The organism is Shewanella sp. SR43-4, assembly GCF_014163845.1.
In the GTDB taxonomy this organism is placed as follows: domain Bacteria; phylum Pseudomonadota; class Gammaproteobacteria; order Enterobacterales; family Shewanellaceae; genus Shewanella; species Shewanella vesiculosa.
Window position 1 is genome coordinate 188,519 of the sequence record NZ_JACJEB010000004.1, and the last position, 23,710, is coordinate 212,228.

Here is a 23,710-nt window from a genome sequence, read left to right on the forward strand (position 1 = left end):
TTAACTGAATGTACTCAATTACATCCTTTTAGTCTGAACTGTTTACAATTATTAAGATTTATTGGCCTAATTGGAAAGGCTAACATTGGTATGTTAGTGTAACTAAACAGTAAAATATAATTTGGTTTATTTAAAGCACAGCACTAACAGTGATTTTGATCAGCTTGTTTTAATATGGTTAGCTTCATGCTGAAAATATATTTAAATATTATCTCTAAATATAAATGTCTTAAATCATAGGTAATGATAAGTTTTATATTTAAATATCGTATTGACATATCTAAGTGGTTGCTTTAGGTGATTTACTCATTCAATTATAGTTGACCATTTACTAAAGAATAACAATGTAGATATCAAGCAAGTGAATATGATCAACGCATTTTATTCCATTTAGGCTATTACCATTATTGGCAAAATAGCGCTATTTACGATGTTGTTGCTAAGTCTTTTTGTAATGGCTGGGAGCGCAAACCCTTCCAGTATATTTGTCATCAGGTTTACCGACATTCGAATACTAGACACAGAAAATCGACGTATGTCAGCATAAGCGTACGCCTTCACATTTAATCAGAAGGAGTCCTAATATGAAAAACTTTGACTTTCATAACCCCACAAAAATCCTCTTTGGCAAAGGCCGCATCACAGACCTGAACGATCATGTTCCAGCAGATGCAAAAGTATTGATTATCTATGGCGGCGGTAGCGCAGAACGGACCGGCGTGTTAACACAAGTTCGAACAGCACTAGCTGATCGCACATTAGTCGAGTTCGGCGGTATAGAGCCAAATCCTCGTTATTCAACGACCCTTAATGCCGTTAAAGCAATCGCTGATAACGACATCACCTTTTTGCTTGCCGTGGGTGGCGGATCTGTTATTGATGCGACTAAATTCATTGCCATGGCGGCGCTTTATGCGGGTGACCCTTGGGAAATCCTTACTGCTGGCAGTACAAAAGTGACCGAGGCTATGCCGTTCGGTACTGTGCTAACACTGCCTGCAACAGGATCAGAGATGAATAATGGTGGAGTGATCACTAACCCTGAGAAGGTAGCCAAGCTTCCTTTTAGAAGTCCACATTGCTACCCAATTTTTTCTGTTCTCGATCCTGAGCTTACCTATACGCTGCCTGCTCGTCAGATTACCAATGGTGCAGTAGATGCCTTTGTTCATATCGTCGAGCAGTATCTGACTTACCCCAGCGGTGCACACGTACAGGATGGTTTTGCCGAGTCTCTACTGCGCACCATTATTGAGCTTGGTCCTAAAGCGCTAGAGACACCAGAAGATTATGACATCCGCGCAAGTTTGATGTTGACGGCCACGCTGGCCTTGAATGGATTAATCGGTGCCGGAGTGCCACAAGATTGGGCTTCTCACATGATCGGACATGAGATTACCGCGCTCAATGATACCGACCACGCCCGTACACTTGCAGTTATATTGCCGTCATTATTAAATGATCAGCGCGGCCACAAGCACGAAAAACTACTGCAATATGCTCGTAATGTTTGGGGGATCAACGAAGGTTCTGATGCCGTACGAATTGACGCTGCGATAGATGCTACGCGTGCATTCTTTGAGCAACTAGGCATTAAGACTCACTTGAGCGACTACGATATTGCCACCCCTGAAATTGAACTTATCGTTAGTGCCTTGCAGGAACATGGCATGACGGCCCTTGGCGAACATAAAGACATCACCCCAACTGATGTGCGCCGAATTCTCGAAGCGTCACTTTAAAGGAGATAGAACATGACACAGACAAATACAACGAATCGACAATGGATTCTTAGCCAACGTCCCTCAGGCGAGCCTACGGAAGACACGTTAACTTTGATTGAGACTGCCATCCCTGTTGCTGGCGACCAACAAATGCTACTGCGGACTGAGTTCCTTTCGCTTGATCCCTATATGCGGGGGCGGATGAGCGATGCACCATCTTATGCCGACCCAGTCGAGTTAGGCGAGGTGATGATAGGCGGCACAGTGTCTCAAGTTGTTGATTCCAATATCGATGGCTTTGCTCCAGGCGACTTTGTACTTAGTTACAATGGTTGGCAGGACTATGCTGTGTCTGATGGCGTTGGGCTTACTAACCTCGGTAAGTCTTCGTCGCATCTTTCATGGGCGCTCGGTATTTTAGGCATGCCTGGGTTTACTGCTTGGGCTGGCCTGAAGCAGATTGGTGCACCAAAAGCAGGCGAAACCATTGTTGTGGCAGCTGCGACCGGTCCTGTCGGCGCCACTGTTGGTCAAATTGGCAAGCTACTTGGCTGCCATGTGGTTGGAATTGCGGGCGGTGCGGAAAAATGTGCCTATGCAGTAGACAAGTTGGGCTTTGACGCCTGCATCGACCATAAGGCTGCTGACTTTGCTGTCCAACTTGCTAAGGTGAGCTCAAACGGCATAGATGTCTATTTTGAAAGTGTCGGTGGTAAGGTCCTTGATGCTGTTATTCCGCTATTGAATCCGAACGCCCGAATCCCACTTTGCGGGCTGGTATCGCAATACAATGCTACCAATTTGCCAGAGGGGCCAGACAGGATGAACTGGCTGATGGGGCAGATCCTGCGCAAGAAAATAAAACTGCAGGGTTTCATTATTTTTGATGATTTTGGCCATCTGTATCCTGATTTCGCGACAGAGATGACTGCTTGGGTTAAAAGCGGCAAGATTAAATATCGAGAAGAGATTATCACAGGGTTAGAAAATGCCCCAAATGCATTCATAGGTCTACTTAATGGTGAAAGCTTTGGTAAGCGTACGATCCACGTTGGTCAAAAGTAAATGGTCAGTACATTACCATCTTAATCATACTGACTTTGCTCTAGAGGGATTGCTTTTCACAATAGCAGCTACTCATAAAGTAAAGAACATACTCATCTCTAGTTAAGTGGCACATAATTAGTGTGCCACTGCATATAGGGCCTAACTTATATCATTATTGGTAAAGTGTGCACTGCCATAAAATGAGCCTATGACAGTTGATATTATTTATTCCGTGTATCCGAAGGGTACTCGCCAAAATACATAAAATAGTCATTGGAAAATCGTCCTGCATTAACTACCCCAAAATCGATAGCGATTCTACTAATACTTTTTTCTGGACTGCATTTTATTTCATGCTTAATAAGGTTTAGTCTTCTTTTTATAAGATAAGCCTTGGGTGAACATCCAAGGATAGACTTAAAGGAATATTCTAAAGTTCTTATACTACAAAAGCAGATATTAGATAATTCTACGATAGTTAAATTGGATTTAGGCTCTTTATGGATAGCAGCTAACGCCCGTTTAACAACAACGACTCTATGTTTTGAACTACAGATTATCTTTTTGCCACCAGATTCACCCAAAATTTCTAATATGTTTACTAAAATCGTATCCTGAGCGTCTACTGCGGCCAGATAATTCCATTGGCTTACTTGGTCAATAACACTTAACGTATAATTAATAAGCTGTTTTATTTTTAAATTCTCAATATTTGAAAATGTAGTTTTATTTCTCAGGTTTTTTAATGATGGTAAAGTATCAGTAAGGTTTTGGTATTTATAGTAATCTTGCAATACTGCCAAAGGGATTAAAAAATCCATTGTTTCAACAAGTTTAGGATGAAGAACCAATAGATCTTCGTCGGGTAAAACGGCTAAAATAGAGTCGCTACCGAAAACCTTGCCATCTATTATTTGTGATTCCCTTTCTATGGGGAAAGAGAGATAAATTTTATCCTGTGCTAAAGCTCCATGATATAAGATGCTGGTATTAATACGCCAATGGTTGATTTCAATCAGCGGGAGCTTAACATTTCTATTTGTGCTAAAAAAACGTCCACTACCAACCTGCGTTGCTTCTACGTCCAGTCCATTTAAATTATCAATATAGACATCAATACTATTACACTCAACGTACTTCATTTTGGATACAACGCACTAGAAACTAATATTTTCTAATTGAATGAATATAATATGCCAATAATCTACAGCAAATAAAGTTACTGGGGCATACAAATTACGCAATTATAACAGTTTGAGCTACACAAACCCTACAAACCATAATGTTAGTAATCATACAAAAATCGCAATATGAATTTTATCCCTTAAAAATAATAGTTTGGATGTTTTTTTGAGTGTATTGTTATAGCTAAGTTACTAACATAACTACTCTAAAAAAATGCAATGCCAATGATAAGGGGTTGTGTGTTTTCTTTATAAATTTAGTCACTAAATTAGTTCATCAAGCCATTGAAAATTGGGTCTTTCCGCGTTTTCAAAAAGGAGCAGAATGGATATGAATTAGTTGTTACAACGTTATGGTGATCTACGGTATGAACCGGCAGGCAATGATGAGATGATCAGCTATATGGTTGTTTACATATGCAAATATCATGTGCGAAGTGACGACGCATCTTTAAGTTAAGAGTAAGACTTTTCGCCAGGCCTAGCCGCTTAAAATAAGTTCTACAGCAATAATGGCAGCTAGTAATAAAGAATATTATCTGATAACTAAATAATTGCGCGGCAAAGTTACACTGGTGAATGAATATTTTTTAACAGTTATAGGTGCCTGTAAATAATATAAAACAGCAGCAAAGATTGAGCTTATTTTTAAAGTCTTCGATCAGTTTTTCAATGTACTGATTGTAAACATTAAATTTAATGAGGTTATTTCAATGGCTTATAAAATTAAAAGTGAAAAAAGCTCTGAATGTGTCTTAGCAAAAAAAAGAAATATGAAATATATAGTCGTTTTTTTGATCTTAGCACTTGCTTGTACGTTTTCTATATTTTTATTGTACACAAAGAGTGTAATCACCTTAAATAAGTCATTCAATAATTATAGTCGCGTCGCACAAGCAGTTAGTGACATAAGGAAACATACGCTTTTAAGTCAACTGTCACTAGTTGATTTAATATACATTCCTAACAAGCACGGACTGGAAAATATAGCTAGTCACAATGACCATTATGATAATCAAGTTAATCGAGCATTTGATCTACTGGGTAAAGAATTTGTTGGAGATAAAAGTAGGGTCGATACGGTTAAACGGGTTTACTTAGATTGGCTCTCTGTCAGAGAACAAATTATTGCTAGAATTAGACTTAATGAAGAAAAGAGTTTATTACTTAACCAGCTACAACAAAATACGCAAAACATAAAAAAAATTAATAAGCAGTTAGAGTTTCTGACAAATACGGCTGAAAGTAAAGCTAACAATATTACACAAACGTCTTATAACGGTTCATTAGAATATTTACGTATTGAATTACTCATTTTAGTCTTACTGGCATCATGTTTGTTAATAGTTTTTTATACATTTCAGAGGTATATAACAAATGAAAAACAAGCAGTATCGAGCCAACTTGCATGGTCAAACAAGCTTTTAGAATCATCTCCTGATGCAATGATAATTTCCGATAGAGACGGAGTTATCTCTCAAGTGAATAAGAGTGCAGAAGACCTTTTTGGTTACTCAAAAAGTGAATTTGTAAAATTAAACATTGCGACACTCATGCCGAAAAGGTTTGTTAATCATCACGAGAAAATAGCACTTTTTTTCAACCATTCGAGCGCGAGAATGATGGGGCTCGGAAAGACATTATATGCACTAAATAAGCAGGAAAAAGAATTTCCAGTTGAGATAAGTTTGAATCTAGCAGAGCTGAATAATCGCAAAGTGGCTATTACCGTTATTCGGGATATATCAGAGAAGAAACAAAATGAAGCGAAGTTAATACATCAAGCTAATTATGATTTACTGACCAACTTACCAAATAGGAAACTAATAAACGATAGACTTGACCAAGCTATTAGTCGGGCAAATCTAAGTAATAATAAATTTGGTGTGTTGTTTATCGACTTAGATCATTTCAAAAAGGCCAATGACCTCCACGGTCATGAATTCGGCGATAAGTTACTTATTTGTATTGCAAATGTACTTAGAGACTTATTACGAGTCGAAGATACAATTGGTCGACTTGGTGGCGATGAGTACCTGGTTATCATACCTGACATTATTCATAGTGAGTCACTGACCAATATAGTTGAAAAAATATTACTCGCAATTGAATGCATTGAGCCTATCGACGGAAAGAGTGTCCAAATTGGCGCGAGTATTGGCATAAGCATTTATCCAGACTGTGGGCGTAATTGTGATCAATTAATTCGCAATGCTGATCTTGCTATGTATGATGCGAAAAAAAGTTTGGGTAAAAGCTCTTATTCGTATTTTGAGGATGCGATGTTTATTCAGACAGCTGAATACTACGCATTAGAAATAGCTTTGCAGCAAGCTTATGAAAATAATGAATTTTATCTTGTTTATCAACCAAAATTCGAAATCAAATCTCAAAATATAATTGGTTTTGAAGCATTGCTGCGATGGAACAATTTTCGCTTCAGTCATTTAGTTCCAGAAGATTACATTCCTATTCTCGAGAAAAAAAACCTTATAAATAAGGTCGGCGATTTTGTGTTAAAAACATCCCTTGAAGCAATCAAGCACTGGCAGGATTTAACAGGAAAAGAGCTTCATGTTGCGGTAAACATATCTCCTTACCAGATGAAAGATCCGACATTCTCACGTTCCATTGAAAAACTTTTAGAAACGTATCAATTAGATGGACGTTGTTTAGAGATAGAGCTTACTGAGCAAACACTGATTGAGCCCTCACTAATGTTAGATCAAGCATTAGCGAATTTAAGGAAAATAGGCGTTGGTATAGCGTTAGATGACTTTGGCACGTGTTATTCATCACTACAGTATTTAGCTAATTATCCTATTACATCCATAAAAGTCGACAAGTCTTTCGTTAGCGGGATCAATAATAATAACTTCAATGAAATCAAAGTGGTTTTGGTTAATACCATTGTATCGCTGGGGAGTTCTTTAAATCTAATGGTAACGGCTGAAGGAATTGAACTCGAGGAACAAATCAAACATCTCCTCAATATTAACTGTGATTATGGTCAAGGCTACTACTTTAGTAAGCCACTCACATCTGAAAATATTATTTCACTGCTTGTAAAAGACGCCTGAAAGTGTTGCCACAGTAAACATTTCACACAAACTAACTAATGAGTAACTTACATGAGTAAAGAACAAACTTTTTCGCCTAGCGAAATTCTCCTTTCTACAACAGATTTGCACAGTTACATAAAGTACGCCAACAAAAGTTTTTGTGATATCTCTGGGTTTTCTTTAGATGAAATGATGGGTAAGCCACATAACATGGTCAGGCACCCCGATATGCCTAAGGCGGCATTCAAAGACATGTGGAGTTATATTCAAGCTGGAAATTCCTGGATGGGACCCGTTAAAAATAAATGTGAAAATGGTGATTACTACTGGGTAAATGCTTTTGTAACACCAATAAAGGACAAAACGGGTAAAACGTTTGAATATCAATCTGTGCGTACTTATTTAGACAGTGATGTAAAACGTAGAGCGGATTCTGTATACGGAAAAATTGCAGCGGGTAAACCCTTTAAGCAAATTAGCTTCAGTAAAGACTCAACATTATGGGTGCAAATTATATTCATCATTCTTATGGCGCTATCCTTAAGTTCCTTATTTTTTGCAAACAGTTCATTGTGGTTTACTTTACCAAATTTAGCTGTATCACTCTGTGGAATAATTATTTTTTCCTCATGGAGGACTAAATATTCTCGCGTGGTTAAAACGGCAAAAGCTGTGTTTGATAATCCTCTAATGAGCTTCATATATTCAGGTAATAACGATGCAACCGGCATCATAGAATTAGCTTTAAAAATGCGTAAAGCAGAATTGAGTGCGGTAGTTGGTCGAGTATCTGACGATTCAGAAAAAGTGACAGCCTTGGCGCAGGACTCCTCTTATTGCGGCGAAGACGTTAAAAACATCTTAAATAGACAAACGAGTGAAACCAATCAAGTTGCGACAGCGGTTAATCAAATGTCTTCAACAATACAAGAAGTCGCTCGTATTGTAAGTAGAGCTGCGCAATCTTCCCAGCAAGGTTTAAATAGCAGTAATAAAGGGCAAGAAATTGTTACTCAAACGGTTGCCGCTATTGAGGAGTTATCAAAGCAACTTAGTAATGTAGACCATTCAATAGATCGTTTAGTTAAAGGTACTAAATCAATTGAAGCTGTTCTTAGTGAAATTAGCAGTATTGCAGATCAGACTAATTTACTAGCACTAAATGCGGCTATTGAAGCGGCAAGAGCCGGAGAACAAGGAAGAGGATTTGCGGTTGTAGCCGATGAAGTTAGGGCGCTAGCAATGCGTTCTCAACAATCAACCAATGAGATTGGTCAACTTTTAGGTGAGTTAAGGGGGGAGTCCATTCTAGCCATTAAAGCAATGAATTCAAGTAATGAACAATCGGAAAAATGTGTTGCTTTAGCTAATGCAACTGGTGATTCCTTCGAAAATATTACCAATGTAGTTTCGGCAATAGCTGGTTTAAATGCACAAATTTCAACAGCAATAGAAGAGCAATCGGTCGTTTCTGAACAAATAAGTCGAAGCGTTGTCGCCATTAGTGATATGGCAAAGCATAGTGAGCAACAAAGCATTAAATCTGTATCCATGAGTAAAGAGCTGCTTATCAGGTTAAGCGACCAATATAATCTTATTATCCAGTTTAAAGATTGAACGCTGGAGAATTTAATAGATGAGTTTACTTGTAGTCGCTCATGCTTGCTTAGACAGATTTTTGACTGTAGATAAATCATCTTAGTCAACAATCGGGGTTCTAAGTGTATAGACTCATGAGTATCAACGTTATTGAATGTCCATTAGCATACAAGACAAATAATTTGACTGTTTTTTGGCTGAACAGGATTAACTAACGGCCTAAGAATCAAAGCTGGGGGAGATGAGGGTAGTATTAAAGGTTGTTTTCAAAACACCTTGTACAAACATATTTAGCTCGTTAGTGATTTGTGCCTTTTTTATATCTACATACTGCTAATTACCAATTTATAATGCAAGGAAACCCTATAAATTTGCATATAAAAAATATAAATTGTCACAAGGTTAATCAGATTTGGTAAAGGCTAGGTTAATTCTAGTAATATGACTGACTTGAAAAAAGGCTTTTAAAACGAGGAGATAAAGCAAGAAATGGTACACCCGAGTGGACTCGAACCACCGACCCCTACCATGTCAAGGTAGTGCTCTAACCAGCTGAGCTACGGGTGTATTGTATTATTTCTATATTTAGACTCTTAGAGAAGAGTGGTACACCCGAGTGGACTCGAACCACCGACCCCTACCATGTCAAGGTAGTGCTCTAACCAACTGAGCTACGGGTGTATTGTTTACTACAGTATCACTTCAAAAACATTTCGCTTCAAAGCGGCCGCTATAGTAAGTTGGATAGCCTACTGCTTGCAAGCAAAAAAAACATATTTATGCCTAAATGGTGATTTGCTGTGCAACTTGCTTCAACGTTAAGCAAAATTACATGCTTAACGTTGATAATTTACAGTTATTACCCTATTTGGCTAAATACCAAGCCTTTCTTTTGAATGTACTTTAACCTAATTGCAAACAGAATCGCTGCTGATGTTAATCCTGCAATTAATCCAATCCAAAATCCATGAGCCCCCATTGATGGTCGAATCATATCGGTATAGCCCAATACATATCCGGTAGTCATACCAACACACCAATAGGAAAACAAGGTAATGTAAAATGCACTTCGAGTATCTTTATAACCTCTGAGTGCACCAGCTGCGACAACTTGGATTGAGTCTGAGATTTGATAAAATGCAGCTAACATCATTAGGCTACCCGCTAAAGCAACCACTTCAGGATTGTCATTGTATAACAAGGCTATTTCATGCCTAAACATCACTGTCAGTAGGGCGGTTAATACCGCTAATGACAAAGACAAACCTAATCCTACTTTGGCCACAAGAGCCGATATTTCAGGTTGTCCACGGCCAAGGTAGTAACCAATACGAATGGAGACCGCAATACCAATAGATAGTGGCAGCATAAATATGATTGAAGAGAAATTAAGCGCGATTTGGTGACTTGCAACAACATTAGCGCCTAATGGAGCAAGAAATAACGCGATCACGGCAAATAGACTCACTTCAAAAAATAATGCCAAGGCAATTGGCATTCCCAGTTTAATCATCGACCACATGCTCGCCAAGTGCGGACTATAAAACTGTTGAAACGGTTTAAGTTCTTTAAAGGTTTTATCAACCAACATATAAATAATCATCGCCGCTAGCATTGCCCAAAATACCAGTGCGGTAGCGACGCCACAACCGGCACCACCCATTGCAGGAATACCAAAACCGCCATAGATAAACACATAATTGGCCGGTATATTGACGGCTAATCCAATAAACCCGATAACCATGGTTGGCATTGTATAAGAGATCCCCTCACTGCAACCACGAAGCACTTGATACAAGACAAACGGCATAGCTCCCCATAAAATAGCATCTATATATCCAACCGTTAATTCATGCAGTTTAGGTTCTAAATGCATTAAATCGAGTAAATAAGTAGAAGATGCAAGAAAGAACATCACACCAATACCGCCAATTATGGCAATATATCCTGCCTGAAACAGTATTTTGGGAATGGCTTGCTGATTATTCGCCCCATGATGTTGAGAAAAGACAGGCGTAAAAGACATTAATAAACCTTGAACGAATAAGATTGCCGGTAACCAAAGACTGGTTCCTACCGCAACAGCAGCCATATCAACTGCACTGACGCGACCAGCCATGACAGTATCAATAAAGCCCATCATGGTTTGTGTAACTTGTGCTATCAGCACTGGCAGCGCCAATTTGATTAAGCGTGATATTTGAAACCCTGTATTATTCATTAAAAAACCTATAACGGAACGAGAGAATTATGTTTACTGGTATAGTTCAAGCCACTTGTGAAGTGGTATCAATTAACAATGCGACCGGCCTTAAAACCTTTGAAGTCGCTATGACACCAGCGTTAACACAAGGATTAGTGACAGGTGCTAGCGTAGCCAATAATGGTGTTTGCCTTACGGTAACCAAGATACTAAATGATAAGGTTTTTTTTGATGTAATGGAAGAAACATTAGCCGTGACTAACTTAGGCAATACCCAGGTTGGCGACTCAGTGAATATAGAACGTTCGTTGACGTTTGGCACCGAAATAGGTGGACATATACTATCTGGTCATGTGCATACGTTGGCGACAGTTAAAGCGGTTAGCAATACCGCTGAACATTATAATATAGAGCTCCAAGTTGATCCGCAGTGGATGAACTACATTTTCTATAAAGGTTTTGTGGGAATTAATGGTTGTAGTTTAACCGTAGGAAAGGTCAATGACAGTGGGTTTGTTTTGCACTTAATTCCTGAAACGTTAAAACTAACCAATCTAAATCAATACGGTGTTGGTGACACAATCAATATCGAAATTGACAGTCAAACTCAAGTGATCGTTGATACGGTCGAAAGAGTGCTCGCAAAAAAGCAACTTGCATAAGCTGTTAAAACGATATGGCTTGCTTCATTTTATGCAAGCCATCATCGATCAGTAAATTTGTTCATCGTCAGCGTCGATATGAAGTTCTATCATTTTACGATTATCATCAAGATGCATCCGAATATATATCGGATTGCAGCACATACGGCAATTATCGTAATATTCTTGATCACCAGAACTGGTATCTAAAGCAACATGTTGATGATGCCCGCAGTGGGGGCAACTGATGACACGCGAAAGTAATCTCATAGCGAGTACTCCTCACTGACTAACTCGTTTTAATAAGTATAGTGAGCATTTCAACATTTGGATCATCCATAAGAATGATTCTCATGGTTAAAAATTAATTCATTTAAAATAAAGTTAAGCTTACAATTTTATGTATAAAGTATTTTATTTCAACTAGTTGTGTGGTGAATTTATATCATTCATTATAGCGGCTGTAGACTATTATTTTTCTTATGCTTAGCGATATCCGTCAATAATCTTAAAAATGGTTTTTTTGATTAACCCTGCAATTGCTTGTATTAACCTTATTTTCCTGCATAAAACCTGAATTTTATCACTAAATCACTATTGTGTGGTTGCGTGCTAAAGCGCTTATCGCATAAAATAAACGATTACGTTTTTGGGTAACTAAGACTCCTGTACTGTCTTGATTTCATTAACGTGTTTCTCGTTCAAATAGAACATACTTAATTACCATGTGGCCCTACGTGTGGGTCACCACTGGAAAAGGAAATTTAATGCCTATTATTACACTGCCTGATGGTAGCCAACGTGAGTTTGCTACGCCTGTCTCGACTCTTGATGTTGCATTAGACATCGGCCCTGGTTTAGCAAAAGCGTGTATTGCTGGCCGCGTTAACGGTGAACTGAAAGATGCAACTGACTTAATTACTGCAGATTCTGAATTAGCTATTATTACGGCTAAAGACGAAGAAGGTGTTGAAATCCTTCGCCATTCTTGTGCGCATTTACTTGGTCACGCGATCAAACAAATGTGGCCTGAAACTAAAATGGCGATTGGTCCCACAATCGATAACGGGTTTTATTACGATATCGATTTAGACCATAAACTGACCCATGAAGACATTGAAGCCTTAGAAAAACGCATGCTTAGTCTTGCAAAAACTAACTACGATGTGGTCAAAAACGTTGTCTCTTGGCAAGAAGCTCGTGATGCATTTACCGCTCGAGGTGAAGAGTATAAAATTGCGATTCTTGATGACAACATCAGTAAAGATGCAACACCAGCGCTTTATCACCATGAAGAATACATCGACATGTGTCGTGGCCCTCATGTACCAAACATGCGTTTTTGCCAAAACTTTAAGTTAATGAGCGTGGCAGGTGCATATTGGCGTGGTAATTCTGACAATAAAATGTTGCAACGTATATACGGTACAGCATGGGCAGACAAAAAAGCGCTCAAAACACATTTAGTCCGTCTAGAAGAAGCGGCTAAGCGCGATCACCGTAAAATTGGTAAACAATTAGATTTGTACCATATGCAAGAAGAAGCGCCAGGAATGGTGTTTTGGCATAACGATGGTTGGAGCATATTTTTAGAACTCGAGAAGTTCATTCGTCAAAAGTTAGGCCAATACACTTATCAAGAAGTGAAAGGTCCACTTATGATGGATCGAGTGTTATGGGAACGTTCTGGCCACTGGGATAAATACGCCGAAGCCATGTTCACCACTAACAGTGAAAACCGTGAATACGCAATCAAGCCAATGAACTGTCCTGGTCATGTGCAGATTTTTAACCAAGGGTTAAAATCTTATCGTGACTTACCGTTACGTATGGCTGAGTTTGGTTGTTGTCATCGTAATGAGCCATCGGGTTCTCTTCATGGTTTAATGCGCGTACGCGGCTTTACACAAGATGATGCACATGTTTTCTGTACTGACGACCAAGTTCAAGCAGAAGTTAGTGCATGTATTCAAATGGTATATGACACATACGCGACATTTGGTTTTGAAAATATCGTGGTTAAATTGTCTACGCGTCCTGAAAAACGGATTGGCGATGACGATATGTGGGACCGAGCAGAAGATGCTTTAAAGCAAGCGCTTGCCAATAATAATATTAAATATGAAATATTACCGGGCGAAGGTGCATTTTATGGCCCGAAAATCGAATTTACTTTGCATGACTGTTTAGATCGTGCATGGCAATGTGGTACAGTACAACTCGATTATGCATTACCGACTCGTTTAGGTGCTACTTATGTCGCAGAAGACAACAGTCGCCAAACGCCAGTAATGATCCATCGTGCTATTTTAGGCTCTTTAGAACGTTTCATAGGTATATTGATAGAAGAATACGCCGGCAAATTCCCAACATGGCTTGCTCCAATGCAAGTTGTTGTAATGAATATTACCGACAAACAAGCTGATTATGTTGAAGAAATCGTTAAATTCTTTAAAGAACAGGGTATTCGAGCATCTTTTGACTTGAGGAATGAGAAAATAGGCTTTAAAATACGCGAACACACACTTAGACGTGTGCCTTATTTATTGGTCGTTGGTGATCAAGAAATGGAAAATAAGGAAGTAGCGGTGCGTACACGTGACGGTATCGATATAGGCAAGTTAAAACTAGAAGATTTCGCCGCGATGATACGTCAACAGATTTCGCTCCGTAGTCTCAAATTGTTGGAGGAATAGGTCATAAAGATCAAAAGAACAGCAGGGCGACAGCCAGCCCCTAATAGAATCAATGATGAAATCACTGGTGTACCTGAAGTCCGTTTATCAGGTTTAGATGGTGAGCCAATTGGTATATTAACTATAAAAGAAGCTCAGATCGTTGCAGATGAAGCCGGAGTTGATCTAGTAGAGATCAGTCCCAATGCTGAGCCTCCTGTCTGTCGTATAATGGACTACGGTAAGTTCCTTTTTGATAAAGCGAAAGCTCAAAAGGAACAAAAAAAGAAGCAAAAACAGGTCCAGGTTAAGGAAATTAAATTCCGTCCTGGCACTGATGAAAACGACTATCAGGTAAAACTACGCAACCTGATTCGTTTTCTGGAAGATGGTGACAAAGCGAAAATTACGCTGCGTTTCCGTGGTCGCGAAATGGCACACCAAAACCTAGGTATGGATCTTTTGAACCGTATCAAGGCTGATTTGGAAATATATGCGGTTGTCGAATCTTTCCCGAAAATGGAAGGCCGTCAAGCAATTATGGTGCTAGCACCTAAAAAGAAATAGTAGGGCAACCTAAAGTAGCAAAAGTCTCTTGAGGCTTTTGCTCGCCTTACGTTTATTAACGTCCCAATGCGGAGTTTTAGAAATGCCTAAAATGAAAACAGACAAGGGTGTAGCGAAGCGTTTTAAGAAAACCGCTAATGGTTTCAAGCGCAAGCAAGCACACTTACGTCACATTTTGACCAAGAAAAGCACTAAGCGTAAGCGTCACTTACGTGCTAAATGTTTAGTTGCTAAATCTGACGTTCCAGCAATCGCGCGTCAACTACCATACGCTTAATTTAGGAGATAGAAAATGCCAAGAGTTAAGCGTGGTGTAACCGCACGTGCTCGTCACAAGAAAGTACTTAAACTAGCTAAAGGTTATTATGGCGCTCGTAGCCGTACTTACCGTGTTGCTGTTCAAGCAGTTACTAAAGCTGGTCAATATGCTTACCGTGACCGTCGTCAGAAAAAACGTCAATTCCGTCAGTTATGGATTGCACGTATTAATGCAGCGTCTCGTCAAAATGGTCTGTCTTACAGCCGTTTCATTAACGGCTTGAAAAAGGCGTCTATTGAAATCGATCGTAAGATTTTGGCTGACATCGCTGTTTTCGACAAAGTTGTTTTTGCAACTTTAGTTGAAAAAGCAAAAGAAGCGTTAAACTAAGTAATTAGTTTGTCGCTTAAAAAGAGGAACCTTCGGGTTCCTTTTTTTATGCCTGTAACAATTTTAATATCTGCAATAATCACTCACCCAAATAACATTTATGTGTATTTTACCTTGGTATCTCACGCTTATATAAATGTAGCCATTGATATTAATTAATCGCAATACTGGGCTTTTTATTAATCAGTTAAGTGAGGCATTAAATACTGGCCTGTGAGTGATTTTTAAAGACGTACCTATAACAAGTGTCTAGTTAGGCTGATTATATTCGGTTTTACTAAACCTTAATGTTGATAATAATGATAATAAATGGGCTTAAATTTGATGAATATGTAATTTATTATCAAATTTGTCGCAACTATTAAAAGTCTCACTACTCAGCGCTTGCATACAGTGGTATAACTAAATAAATTTTGTCCATCCACTTCACTTAGGATAGTAGTAATGATCTTTTCTAAAGTCACGCTTGCTCCAGCAGACCCAATTTTAGGCTTAACAGATGCTTTCAAAGCTGATACTCGGCCTCACAAAGTTAATTTAGGGGTAGGTATTTATAAAGACGAAGCAGGGCAAACGCCGATTCTATCTTCTGTAAAAAAAGCTGAAGCCATTTTACTTGAAACCGAAAAGACAAAAAACTACCTGGGTATTGAAGGTGTCCAAGCCTATAATCAGGTCGTTCAAGAATTATTGTTTGGACCTCAGAGCACTATTATTACTGATAAACGTGCGGTTACAGCTCAAGCCCCAGGTGGAACAGGTTCGTTACGAGTAGCATCAGAATTTTTAGTTCGAAATACTGGGTCAACCACCATTTGGGTCAGTAATCCTACTTGGGCCAATCATCAAAATATTTTCGAAACAGCTGGATTAACGGTTAAAGAATATCGTTACTATAAAGCTGAAAGTCACGATATGGATTTCGATGCGATGTTAGCCGATTTATCCACTGCAAATGTTGGTGACGTGGTATTACTCCATGGTTGCTGTCATAACCCAACCGGTATCGATTTATCGTTGGAGCAGTGGCAACAAGTCGCTAATATTTGTTTAGAAAAATCATTATTGCCGTTATTTGATTTTGCTTACCAAGGTTTTGGCGCTGGTATTGAAGAAGATGCTCAAGGTTTGCGTGCCGTTGCCGCTGTGGTACCAGAGTTATTAATTGCTAATTCGTTTTCTAAAAACTTTGGTTTATACAATGAGCGTGTAGGCGCGGTAACTATAGTTGCAGAAACTCAACAAGATGCAGTGACAAGTTTTAGCCAAATTAAAAAAACCATTCGCGCAAATTATTCTAATCCTCCGGCACACGGTGGCTTAATCGTTAGCACCATTTTATCTGATGCTGCACTGCGTCAAGAATGGCAAGCCGAATTAACTCTGATGCGTGAACGTATTGCCGAAATGCGCACTTTGTTTGTTGAGAGTTTAAAATCTGAAGGCGTACAACAAGATTTCAGTTTTATCTCGCGCCAAAATGGTATGTTTAGTTTTTCTGGTTTAAACAAAAGCCAAGTGGCTCGTTTAAAAGATGAGTTTGCTATCTATATTGTCGGTTCTGGTCGTATTAGCGTCGCAGGCTTAACAAAAAATAATATGGCTGCAGTATGTAAGGCGATTGCACAAGTTATCTAGCATTGAATGCATGAGACACAAAAAGGGCTACTTTAAGTAGCCCTTTTTTATGCCTTTTTATAGTGACATGACAAGGTCACTCAAACTCAGCAACAAAGGCCACTTGAACTTAGGCTATGCAGTCAACCGGTTTATGGTGTAAGTCACAAACTTGGCCAATCGCTGCCGCTAATGCCAATTTATCATGAAGCCCAGGATGATGTTGACTGACTAATGGGAAACAATTAAAACGAACACCGTCGATATTTGAGTGATAAAGATCAATTTCTTTACCATGCTGAATAACATCAGCAATGACTTTTTTACCTATTACCTGATTAAACCAAGCAATTTTATCTTCAATACTAAAAGTACTTGCAGGTGAGTACTCCGCGGTTAAGTTATCAATTAACATCACATGTGCGTTCGAGTCACGAATGCTCTTGGCAATTTGTGGCAGTAATAAAGGTGGAAGTATACTGGTTAAAAAACTGCCTGGACCAATAATAATTAAATCCGCTTTTGCTAGAGCGCTACATGCTTCAAAAGTGGCTTCTACTTCGGGCTCTAATGATAAAGCAATCGGTGCCTCACTCATGCCATCAACGTTGAGTTCTCCAAACACTTTGTTACCACAATGGGAAAGCGCAACAAGGTGAGTCGAGGCTTCAGACATAGGGATAATTTGGGTTTCAATTTTAAGTAAACCTCGAATTAAATTAACCGCTTCAAGAGGTCTTACGCAAAGCTGATCGAGTGCATGTAACACCAGGTTACCTAAGTTATGCCCAGAAAGTTCATTGTCGCCGGTGAAGCGATGATCAAACAACATCGAACCTAACGAAGGCCGTGATGCAAGGTGTGAAAGACAATTACGTAAATCGCCCCACGCGATAGTTTGCTGATCCTGTCTAAGTCGTCCGGTAGAACCGCCATTATCAGTGGTGGCAACAATGCCGGTTAATCTTGGGCCTAAAAAAGATAATGCAGCTAGAATACGGCCTAATCCATGTCCGCCACCAATGGCGACAACATGATGATAATTATTGAGTTGTTGATTCAACATAATTTTAGCTCAAGTCCTTGAGTTGTTGAATAAAACGATACGCAGTTAATGAAACACTGCCCCGTTGTCACTGTCGATTAATTTTAACTGTATATGGTCATTAAAGTGTAATTATTTTTAGGTTTTGCTATCTGAGACAATCACAAATGTCATTCTCAGATTTGGATCACGCTAATCACAAAAGTGCTTTACTGTATCCTATCGACCTTTAAGGTTATAATTAATCATATTTATAAATTGAAAATGTATTTTGATAAGGCAGGTACTGTTGAAAATAGGCACTATAGGTCAAGTGACATTTGCGTTAGGCTTAGCCGTTTTAGCACTGTTAGCAATTAGGCTATGGATTATCCCTAGTCAGACACAGATCTCGGTAGACTCAGCAGCACAGCAGCTAAGTAACATTGACCTTGGTAAAGTACCTAAGTTTGCTGAAATAAATGATATTCCTACTAAAAAACAAACTTTCTTTAATTATTTTCGTCCTGCTATAGAAGCTCAAAATCAAATTATTATTCACGAACGTCAATTTTTATTGGCTGTTATTGAGCAAATTGATAATGGTTTAGGATTAAGTGAAGCGGATAATAATAGGCTTACATCACTTTTAAACAAATACCAATATGACGTTAAATCATTTACTCGTAATACCTTGACGCCATTGTTAAAGCGCATCGATATTATTCCTATTGATATGGTGCTAATACAAGCAGCTAATGAGAGCGGGTGGGGCAGTTCCCGTTTTGCTATCGAAGGGTTTAACTTTTTTGGTCAATGGTGTTTCACTGAAGGTTGTGGTTTAGTTCCATTAGCAAGAACCGATGGCAAAACTCATGAAGTTGCAGTTTTTGATTCACCCAAAGATTCTATTATTGCCTACATGATTAATTTAAATACCCATCCAGCATATCGTGTATTCCGGTCTATTCGTGCTGATTTACGTGCGCAGAAAGTTAAGCCTACGGCTGAAAAGTTAGTCTATGGCTTAATTAATTATTCAGAACGAAAAGATGAGTACATTGATGAATTACTCGAAATGCTAAAACACAATAAACAATATCTACAAGGGAATAACGCGAATGCGTAATCGTACGTTAATTAACGGATTTATTTTTATATCGTCTATTTTTTTAATCAACAGCAGTAGCGCTGAAACCGTTTCTTTAGAATACAAAGGTTTTTATGACCGATTAAAGCAAGTCAATAAGCAAAACTATCCATTAGTTGAGTTAGCATTTAGCGTTCCAATCACCCCAGATTGCACCATAGTGTCAGGCAGTATTACTACCGAGAATGACCAATATCCATTAACGTATAGTAAACAACAGCGATTATTTATTCCTTATGATCCACAGTTAAAGTCTGATAGAGGGTTAGTCAATATTAAGGTGGCTGGAGAGGCTAAACAGTGTGCGATTGCCATGCAAGTTAGAGCGAAAGAAACCAAGCAAGGTTTCACTCAAACTGAACTGTTAGCCTTAACAGAGGATATGAATAAGCTGCTTGATGGTTTACAAGGTTTCCCGATGAAGTATTTCCGTAAACCGATTAATGGATTATCGTTTGAGTTTACAGATATGCAAAACCAGACAGTGAAAGTCGTTATCGATGATGTGGAAACGATTGCTAAGGAAAAATATACCTTAACAGTTGAACAAATAAATCAGCTAAAACAGATTTCATTTACTCAAAAGCCTAGCATTATCAGCCCTCTGGTGACCCAGTAATAATAAAGGCGTTGATGTTCATCAACGCCTTTCATTTAAATCGCGAGCGTTAACATGTTTACTAGGGTTTAAATGTTGCCACTACATCGATTCGATTGCTGATGTCTAAATTAATATGACCATTATTACTGATATCGACAAAATCAAACGCTGGTAAGTCTGCATCCGCTACATCGCCAGTGTTAACTACATCTGGATTACGTTTTAGTGATACAAAATCAAACTGTTCACGATCTACACCTTGCGATGGCGAGGTGTTTTGCATTGCAGTAAAGATAGTTTCAAGACGACCCGGATGTTGTTTGTCCCACATTTGTAGCATGTCTTTAACGGCACCACGCTTTAAATTCTCTTGCGAACCACACAAGTTACAAGGAATGATAGGAAACGATTTCAGTGTCGAATACTCTTGAATATCTTTTTCACGACAATAAGCCAAAGGACGGATGACGATATTGGCACCGTCATCAGACAAGAGCTTAGGTGGCATGGCTTTTTGTTTGCCAGCAAAAAACATATTTAAAAATAATGTTTCGATAATATCGTCACGATGATGACCTAATGCAATTTTTGTTGCACCAATATGTTGAGCAAAGCCATAAAGAGTACCACGACGCAAACGAGAGCAAAGAGAACACGTGGTTTTGCCTTCAGGGATTTTTTCTTTAACGATAGAGTAAGTATCTTTTTCGAGAATGTGATAAGCAACGCCTATCTCATCTAAGTAAGCTGGTAAAACGTGTTCCGGAAAGCCAGGTTGTTTTTGGTCTAGATTAACCACCACAATTTCAAATTTAATTGGGGCACGTTGTTGAAGATTTAATAAAATATCTAACATGGTGTAACTGTCTTTGCCGCCAGAAAGACAACACATGACCCGATCACCATCTTCGATCATATTATAATCTGCAATGGCAGAGCCAACGTTATGTCGCAGACGCTTTTGCAGTTTATTCATACGAGTAATATTTTTTTTAACGATTGTATCTACTTCAACTTCAGACATAAAAATGCGCCCAGTAACCAAGTGTTTCAGGGCGCGTATTATTCCAGTATTCTAGGTCAGGGTAAAGTAGTTAACCCATTCTAATGAACACTAATCTTGTAAAGGTGATTTATAACCATCGGGTTTGATCGCTAACAAGTCGCAATTTATGCTGTCGATAACATGCTCTGCAGTGTTACCAATTAATGCCGCTGAAAAACCAGTGCGACCAACAGTACCTAATACCACTAATTCTGCATCTAACTTTGCTGCCATTTCAGGAATAACATCTTCTGGTAAACCTTCTTCTACATGGCAATTTTCAATAGGAATATTATAAGCTTGAGCTAAATATTGTACTCTTTGTTCATGCTGCATACGCACAGTGTTGTTATACACATTGGCATCAAAATCGGGCAACTCAATGGCTAAGTTAACTGGCGTACCAGGATAACCATTAACCAGATGCACACTGGCAGAGAACTTTTTAGCTAAATCAAGCGCATGGTTAATAATTTTACCGTTTAGGCTTTGATGATCTTCATCTTCACTCACCACATTAACAGCACAGACAATTTTGCCTTCAATTGGCCAGTCGTGTTCTTTAACCAGCAGCACAGGCACTGGAGATTTACGCATTAAATGCCAATCTGTCGGAGTAAAAATGACAGCTTTTAATTTATCGTGTTCATGGGTGCTTTTAACAATCAAATCATACTGACCTTTCATTGCATGATTAATCACGCTCTCAAAGGGACGATTATGCCAAACAACTTCAGTATTAATCTTGATATTAGACTGACTAAAACCACTAATCGCATTTTCTAACCAAGCAACACGTTGATCAATCACACCTTGACGCATCGCTTCACGTTCTTGGCTAGATAAGATTGAGGTCATCTCGTAAGAGAAGTCAAAAATAGATAAAAATGCAGTAATATCTGCCTGACTTCTTGTCGCTAATTCAACAGCACGTGCCAATGCGGGTTGATGATCCGTTGTAGGATTAATCACCACTAATATCTTCTTATAATCCTTCATATAACCTCCAAAGCTGTTGAGTTTTTTACTTGTTTATTTGTTGATAGTATTACCGTTTCCTAATGAATAAACTATGAGATAGATCATACAAATTTAATTTAAGTGGCAATACGCGCATTTCCGGCAAGAGTACTTAATGCTGCATGATCCACAATCGAAATGTATTTACCTTTAACTTCAATTAGTCCTGATTTCTGGAATCGGCCTAATAAACGGCTAATCGTTTCAACCGTTAATCCCAAATAGTTGCCAATATCACCTCGAGTCATAGTGAGACGAAATTCATGGGGAGAGAAACCACGATTACCAAAACGATTCGCAAGATTATTAATAAATGCGGCTAAACGTTCTTCGGCATTTTTCTTAGAAAGTAGGAGGATCATTTCTTGATCACTCATAATTTCATTACTCATTAATCGCATGATTTGCTGACGTAGTTTAGGCATAGTGCCTGATAACTGATCTAGGGTATCGTAAGGAATTTCGCAAACCATTGACGTTTCTAATGCTTGCGCAAAGCTTTGATGTCGTAGGGCATGAATACCATCAAAACCAATCACATCACCGGCAAGATGGAATCCGGTAATTTGTTCATCGCCTTGTTCTGTAATGGTATAGCTTTTAATCGTACCAGAACGAATAGCATACAGTGACTTAAGTGTGTCACCAGACTTGAAGATAAGGTCACCTTTTTGAATGGGTTTTTTACGTTCAATAATGTTATCAAGTTTATCAAGCTCATCATTGCTTAACGTAAAAGGAATACACAAGGCTTCCATGCTGCAGTCATGGCAATGAATGGCGCAACCTGTTGTGGATGGACGAGCTTTTATCAAATCTGAAGACATACCCATTCTCAATTTATGAAGACAATTATATGTTATACCATTCTGAACTAATAAGGTACTCCGACGATATAGAGTAATATTAGTAAACAGAAGTCTATTTATCACACCATGTTAGCTCTCAATACGTCATGAAAATGTGTATTAATTGCGAGTTCACTGACAACAATCTACGCATTAATGCTTGTTATATTATCTTATTTTCACAGTAACTAAATGTACAAGTTACACATCAAGCCATTGATTTAAATAGTAATTAAATTCAGCCTTTGCTAATGCATATCAGCTAAAATGGTTTTGTTATTGGCTGTTACAATATCATAAAATAACAGTGACCGAACTATATGAGTTGTTGAAAAGCGATGTAAAGTGTTTGCAAACCAAATACCACTAATAAGCCACCACTGAATAATCTCACTGCACGCTTTTGTACCCATTGCGCCAAGGTTTTTGCCGCTAATCCCGCAGCAAATAAAGCAGGTAAAGTGCCTAAACCGAACGCCAACATGATCAAGGCGCCTTGTAATGCGCTACCTGATGCAACTGACCAAGTGAGTGTGCTGTACACCAGACCACAGGGTAACCAGCCCCAAACCATACCCGCCATAACAGCTTGTAGCGGGTGAGTTATCGGTATAAATTTACGGGTTAGCGGTTGTATATATTGCCACAACAATTTACCCACTTTCTCAATATGCACAATGCCGAACCATATCTGAGCAATATAAAGCCCAGTCAATATCATCATGACTCCAGCAAAAATTCTCAGGAATATTAAATAGCTATCGGCATCAAATAAATGACCTAAGGCTGACACACTGCCACCGACAATGGCCCCCGCGATGGTATAACTAAAAATACGCCCAAGATTATAGCTAAAAAGAAACGTCAGTTGATTGCCTAGGCGACTTTGGCCATTAGTGGGAATGTTGGCTGAAAAAGCACCAATTAATCCGCCACACATGCCAAAACAATGTGCAGCCCCCATTAAGCCAACAATAAATGCACCACCAAGATTATATTCAATCACAAGCTTTACTCTGGTTTATGTGCAGTGTCTGAGGCCATGGGTTCTGGC

At 38.8% G+C, this 23,710-nt stretch carries 20 protein-coding genes and 2 tRNA genes; 12 read left to right on the forward strand and 10 right to left on the reverse strand.

Annotated features, from left to right (window positions below; all coding sequences use genetic code 11):
• Positions 1-584: 584 nt before the first annotated feature.
• The gene (locus H5123_RS06045; RefSeq protein WP_182697347.1) at positions 585-1,742 is read left to right on the forward strand and encodes an iron-containing alcohol dehydrogenase; all 1,158 of its coding nucleotides are present in this window, start codon (positions 585-587) and stop codon (positions 1,740-1,742) included.
• Between the two features lie 12 nt (positions 1,743-1,754).
• A complete protein-coding gene (locus H5123_RS06050; RefSeq protein ID WP_182697348.1) occupies positions 1,755-2,789 on the forward strand; it encodes an NADP-dependent oxidoreductase in 1,035 nt (344 codons plus the stop codon).
• A 203-nt stretch (positions 2,790-2,992) separates the two neighbouring features.
• Here H5123_RS06050 and H5123_RS06055 read toward each other — a convergent pair whose 3' ends face one another.
• Positions 2,993-3,913, reverse strand: coding sequence for a helix-turn-helix domain-containing protein (locus tag H5123_RS06055; RefSeq protein ID WP_182697349.1), 921 nt, complete (start codon positions 3,911-3,913; stop codon positions 2,993-2,995).
• Positions 3,914-4,668: 755 nt separating this feature from the next.
• Here H5123_RS06055 and H5123_RS06060 point away from each other — a divergent pair.
• Together H5123_RS06060 and H5123_RS06065 are read left to right on the forward strand one after the other, a co-directional pair.
• Complete coding sequence (locus H5123_RS06060) at positions 4,669-7,035, forward strand: EAL domain-containing protein (protein WP_182697350.1); 2,367 nt, start codon at positions 4,669-4,671, stop codon at positions 7,033-7,035.
• 51 nt (positions 7,036-7,086) lie between these two features.
• Entirely contained in the window at positions 7,087-8,634 is a 1,548-nt protein-coding gene (locus tag H5123_RS06065) for a PAS domain-containing methyl-accepting chemotaxis protein (RefSeq protein WP_182697351.1), read from the forward strand.
• 472 nt (positions 8,635-9,106) lie between these two features.
• Here H5123_RS06065 and H5123_RS06070 read toward each other — a convergent pair.
• From H5123_RS06070 to H5123_RS06080, 3 genes are all read right to left on the reverse strand, one after another.
• A tRNA-Val gene (locus tag H5123_RS06070) sits at positions 9,107-9,183 on the reverse strand.
• A 37-nt stretch (positions 9,184-9,220) separates the two neighbouring features.
• A tRNA-Val gene (locus H5123_RS06075) sits at positions 9,221-9,297 on the reverse strand.
• 178 nt (positions 9,298-9,475) lie between these two features.
• On the reverse strand, positions 9,476-10,837 hold the full coding sequence (locus tag H5123_RS06080) for an MATE family efflux transporter (protein ID WP_182697352.1): 1,362 nt from the start codon (positions 10,835-10,837) through the stop codon (positions 9,476-9,478).
• A gap of 29 nt (positions 10,838-10,866) precedes the next feature.
• Between H5123_RS06080 and H5123_RS06085 the strand changes: the two genes are divergently transcribed.
• Positions 10,867-11,481: a riboflavin synthase subunit alpha gene (locus H5123_RS06085; protein WP_124014858.1), complete on the forward strand. Its 615-nt coding sequence runs from the start codon at positions 10,867-10,869 to the stop codon at positions 11,479-11,481.
• Positions 11,482-11,529: 48 nt separating this feature from the next.
• Here H5123_RS06085 and H5123_RS06090 read toward each other — a convergent pair whose 3' ends face one another.
• Positions 11,530-11,730 (reverse strand): CPXCG motif-containing cysteine-rich protein, encoded by a 201-nt coding sequence (locus tag H5123_RS06090; protein ID WP_124014859.1) that lies wholly within the window; start codon positions 11,728-11,730, stop codon positions 11,530-11,532.
• 497 nt (positions 11,731-12,227) lie between these two features.
• On the opposite strand from H5123_RS06090, the gene thrS reads away from it, so the two are divergent.
• The 5 genes from thrS to H5123_RS06115 all read left to right on the forward strand — a co-directional run bounded on the left by thrS (position 12,228) and on the right by H5123_RS06115 (position 16,989).
• Positions 12,228-14,156 (forward strand): threonine--tRNA ligase, encoded by a 1,929-nt coding sequence (gene thrS / locus H5123_RS06095; protein ID WP_124014860.1) that lies wholly within the window; start codon positions 12,228-12,230, stop codon positions 14,154-14,156.
• A 3-nt stretch (positions 14,157-14,159) separates the two neighbouring features.
• Positions 14,160-14,702 carry a translation initiation factor IF-3 gene (gene infC, locus H5123_RS06100; RefSeq protein ID WP_124014861.1) on the forward strand — a complete coding sequence of 181 codons (543 nt, stop codon included), beginning with the start codon at positions 14,160-14,162 and terminating at the stop codon, positions 14,700-14,702.
• A gap of 82 nt (positions 14,703-14,784) precedes the next feature.
• Positions 14,785-14,979, forward strand: a complete 195-nt coding sequence (rpmI, locus tag H5123_RS06105) for a 50S ribosomal protein L35 (RefSeq protein WP_011496149.1) — start codon at positions 14,785-14,787, stop codon at positions 14,977-14,979.
• A gap of 15 nt (positions 14,980-14,994) precedes the next feature.
• Entirely contained in the window at positions 14,995-15,351 is a 357-nt protein-coding gene (rplT, locus tag H5123_RS06110) for a 50S ribosomal protein L20 (RefSeq protein WP_025823422.1), read from the forward strand.
• Between the two features lie 444 nt (positions 15,352-15,795).
• Positions 15,796-16,989: an amino acid aminotransferase gene (locus H5123_RS06115; protein WP_182697353.1), complete on the forward strand. Its 1,194-nt coding sequence runs from the start codon at positions 15,796-15,798 to the stop codon at positions 16,987-16,989.
• A gap of 109 nt (positions 16,990-17,098) precedes the next feature.
• Here H5123_RS06115 and yvcK read toward each other — a convergent pair whose 3' ends face one another.
• The gene (gene yvcK, locus H5123_RS06120; protein WP_124014863.1) at positions 17,099-18,034 is read right to left on the reverse strand and encodes a uridine diphosphate-N-acetylglucosamine-binding protein YvcK; all 936 of its coding nucleotides are present in this window, start codon (positions 18,032-18,034) and stop codon (positions 17,099-17,101) included.
• Between the two features lie 268 nt (positions 18,035-18,302).
• On the opposite strand from yvcK, the gene H5123_RS06125 reads away from it, so the two are divergent.
• Positions 18,303-19,121: a glucosaminidase domain-containing protein gene (locus H5123_RS06125; RefSeq protein ID WP_182697354.1), complete on the forward strand. Its 819-nt coding sequence runs from the start codon at positions 18,303-18,305 to the stop codon at positions 19,119-19,121.
• Positions 19,114-19,761 (forward strand): DUF2987 domain-containing protein, encoded by a 648-nt coding sequence (locus H5123_RS06130; RefSeq protein WP_124014865.1) that lies wholly within the window; start codon positions 19,114-19,116, stop codon positions 19,759-19,761. The genes H5123_RS06125 and H5123_RS06130 overlap by 8 nt, the downstream gene beginning before the upstream one ends.
• A 61-nt stretch (positions 19,762-19,822) precedes the next feature.
• Here H5123_RS06130 and ttcA read toward each other — a convergent pair whose 3' ends face one another.
• From ttcA to H5123_RS06150, 4 genes are all read right to left on the reverse strand, one after another.
• Positions 19,823-20,767 (reverse strand): tRNA 2-thiocytidine(32) synthetase TtcA, encoded by a 945-nt coding sequence (ttcA, locus tag H5123_RS06135; protein ID WP_124014866.1) that lies wholly within the window; start codon positions 20,765-20,767, stop codon positions 19,823-19,825.
• Between the two features lie 90 nt (positions 20,768-20,857).
• Positions 20,858-21,787, reverse strand: a complete 930-nt coding sequence (uspE, locus tag H5123_RS06140; RefSeq protein ID WP_182697355.1) for a universal stress protein UspE — start codon at positions 21,785-21,787, stop codon at positions 20,858-20,860.
• A 98-nt stretch (positions 21,788-21,885) separates the two neighbouring features.
• Positions 21,886-22,635: an electron transport transcriptional regulator EtrA gene (etrA, locus tag H5123_RS06145; protein ID WP_124014868.1), complete on the reverse strand. Its 750-nt coding sequence runs from the start codon at positions 22,633-22,635 to the stop codon at positions 21,886-21,888.
• Between the two features lie 337 nt (positions 22,636-22,972).
• A complete protein-coding gene (locus H5123_RS06150) occupies positions 22,973-23,662 on the reverse strand; it encodes a sulfite exporter TauE/SafE family protein (RefSeq protein WP_182697356.1) in 690 nt (229 codons plus the stop codon).
• Positions 23,663-23,710 lie beyond the last annotated feature (48 nt).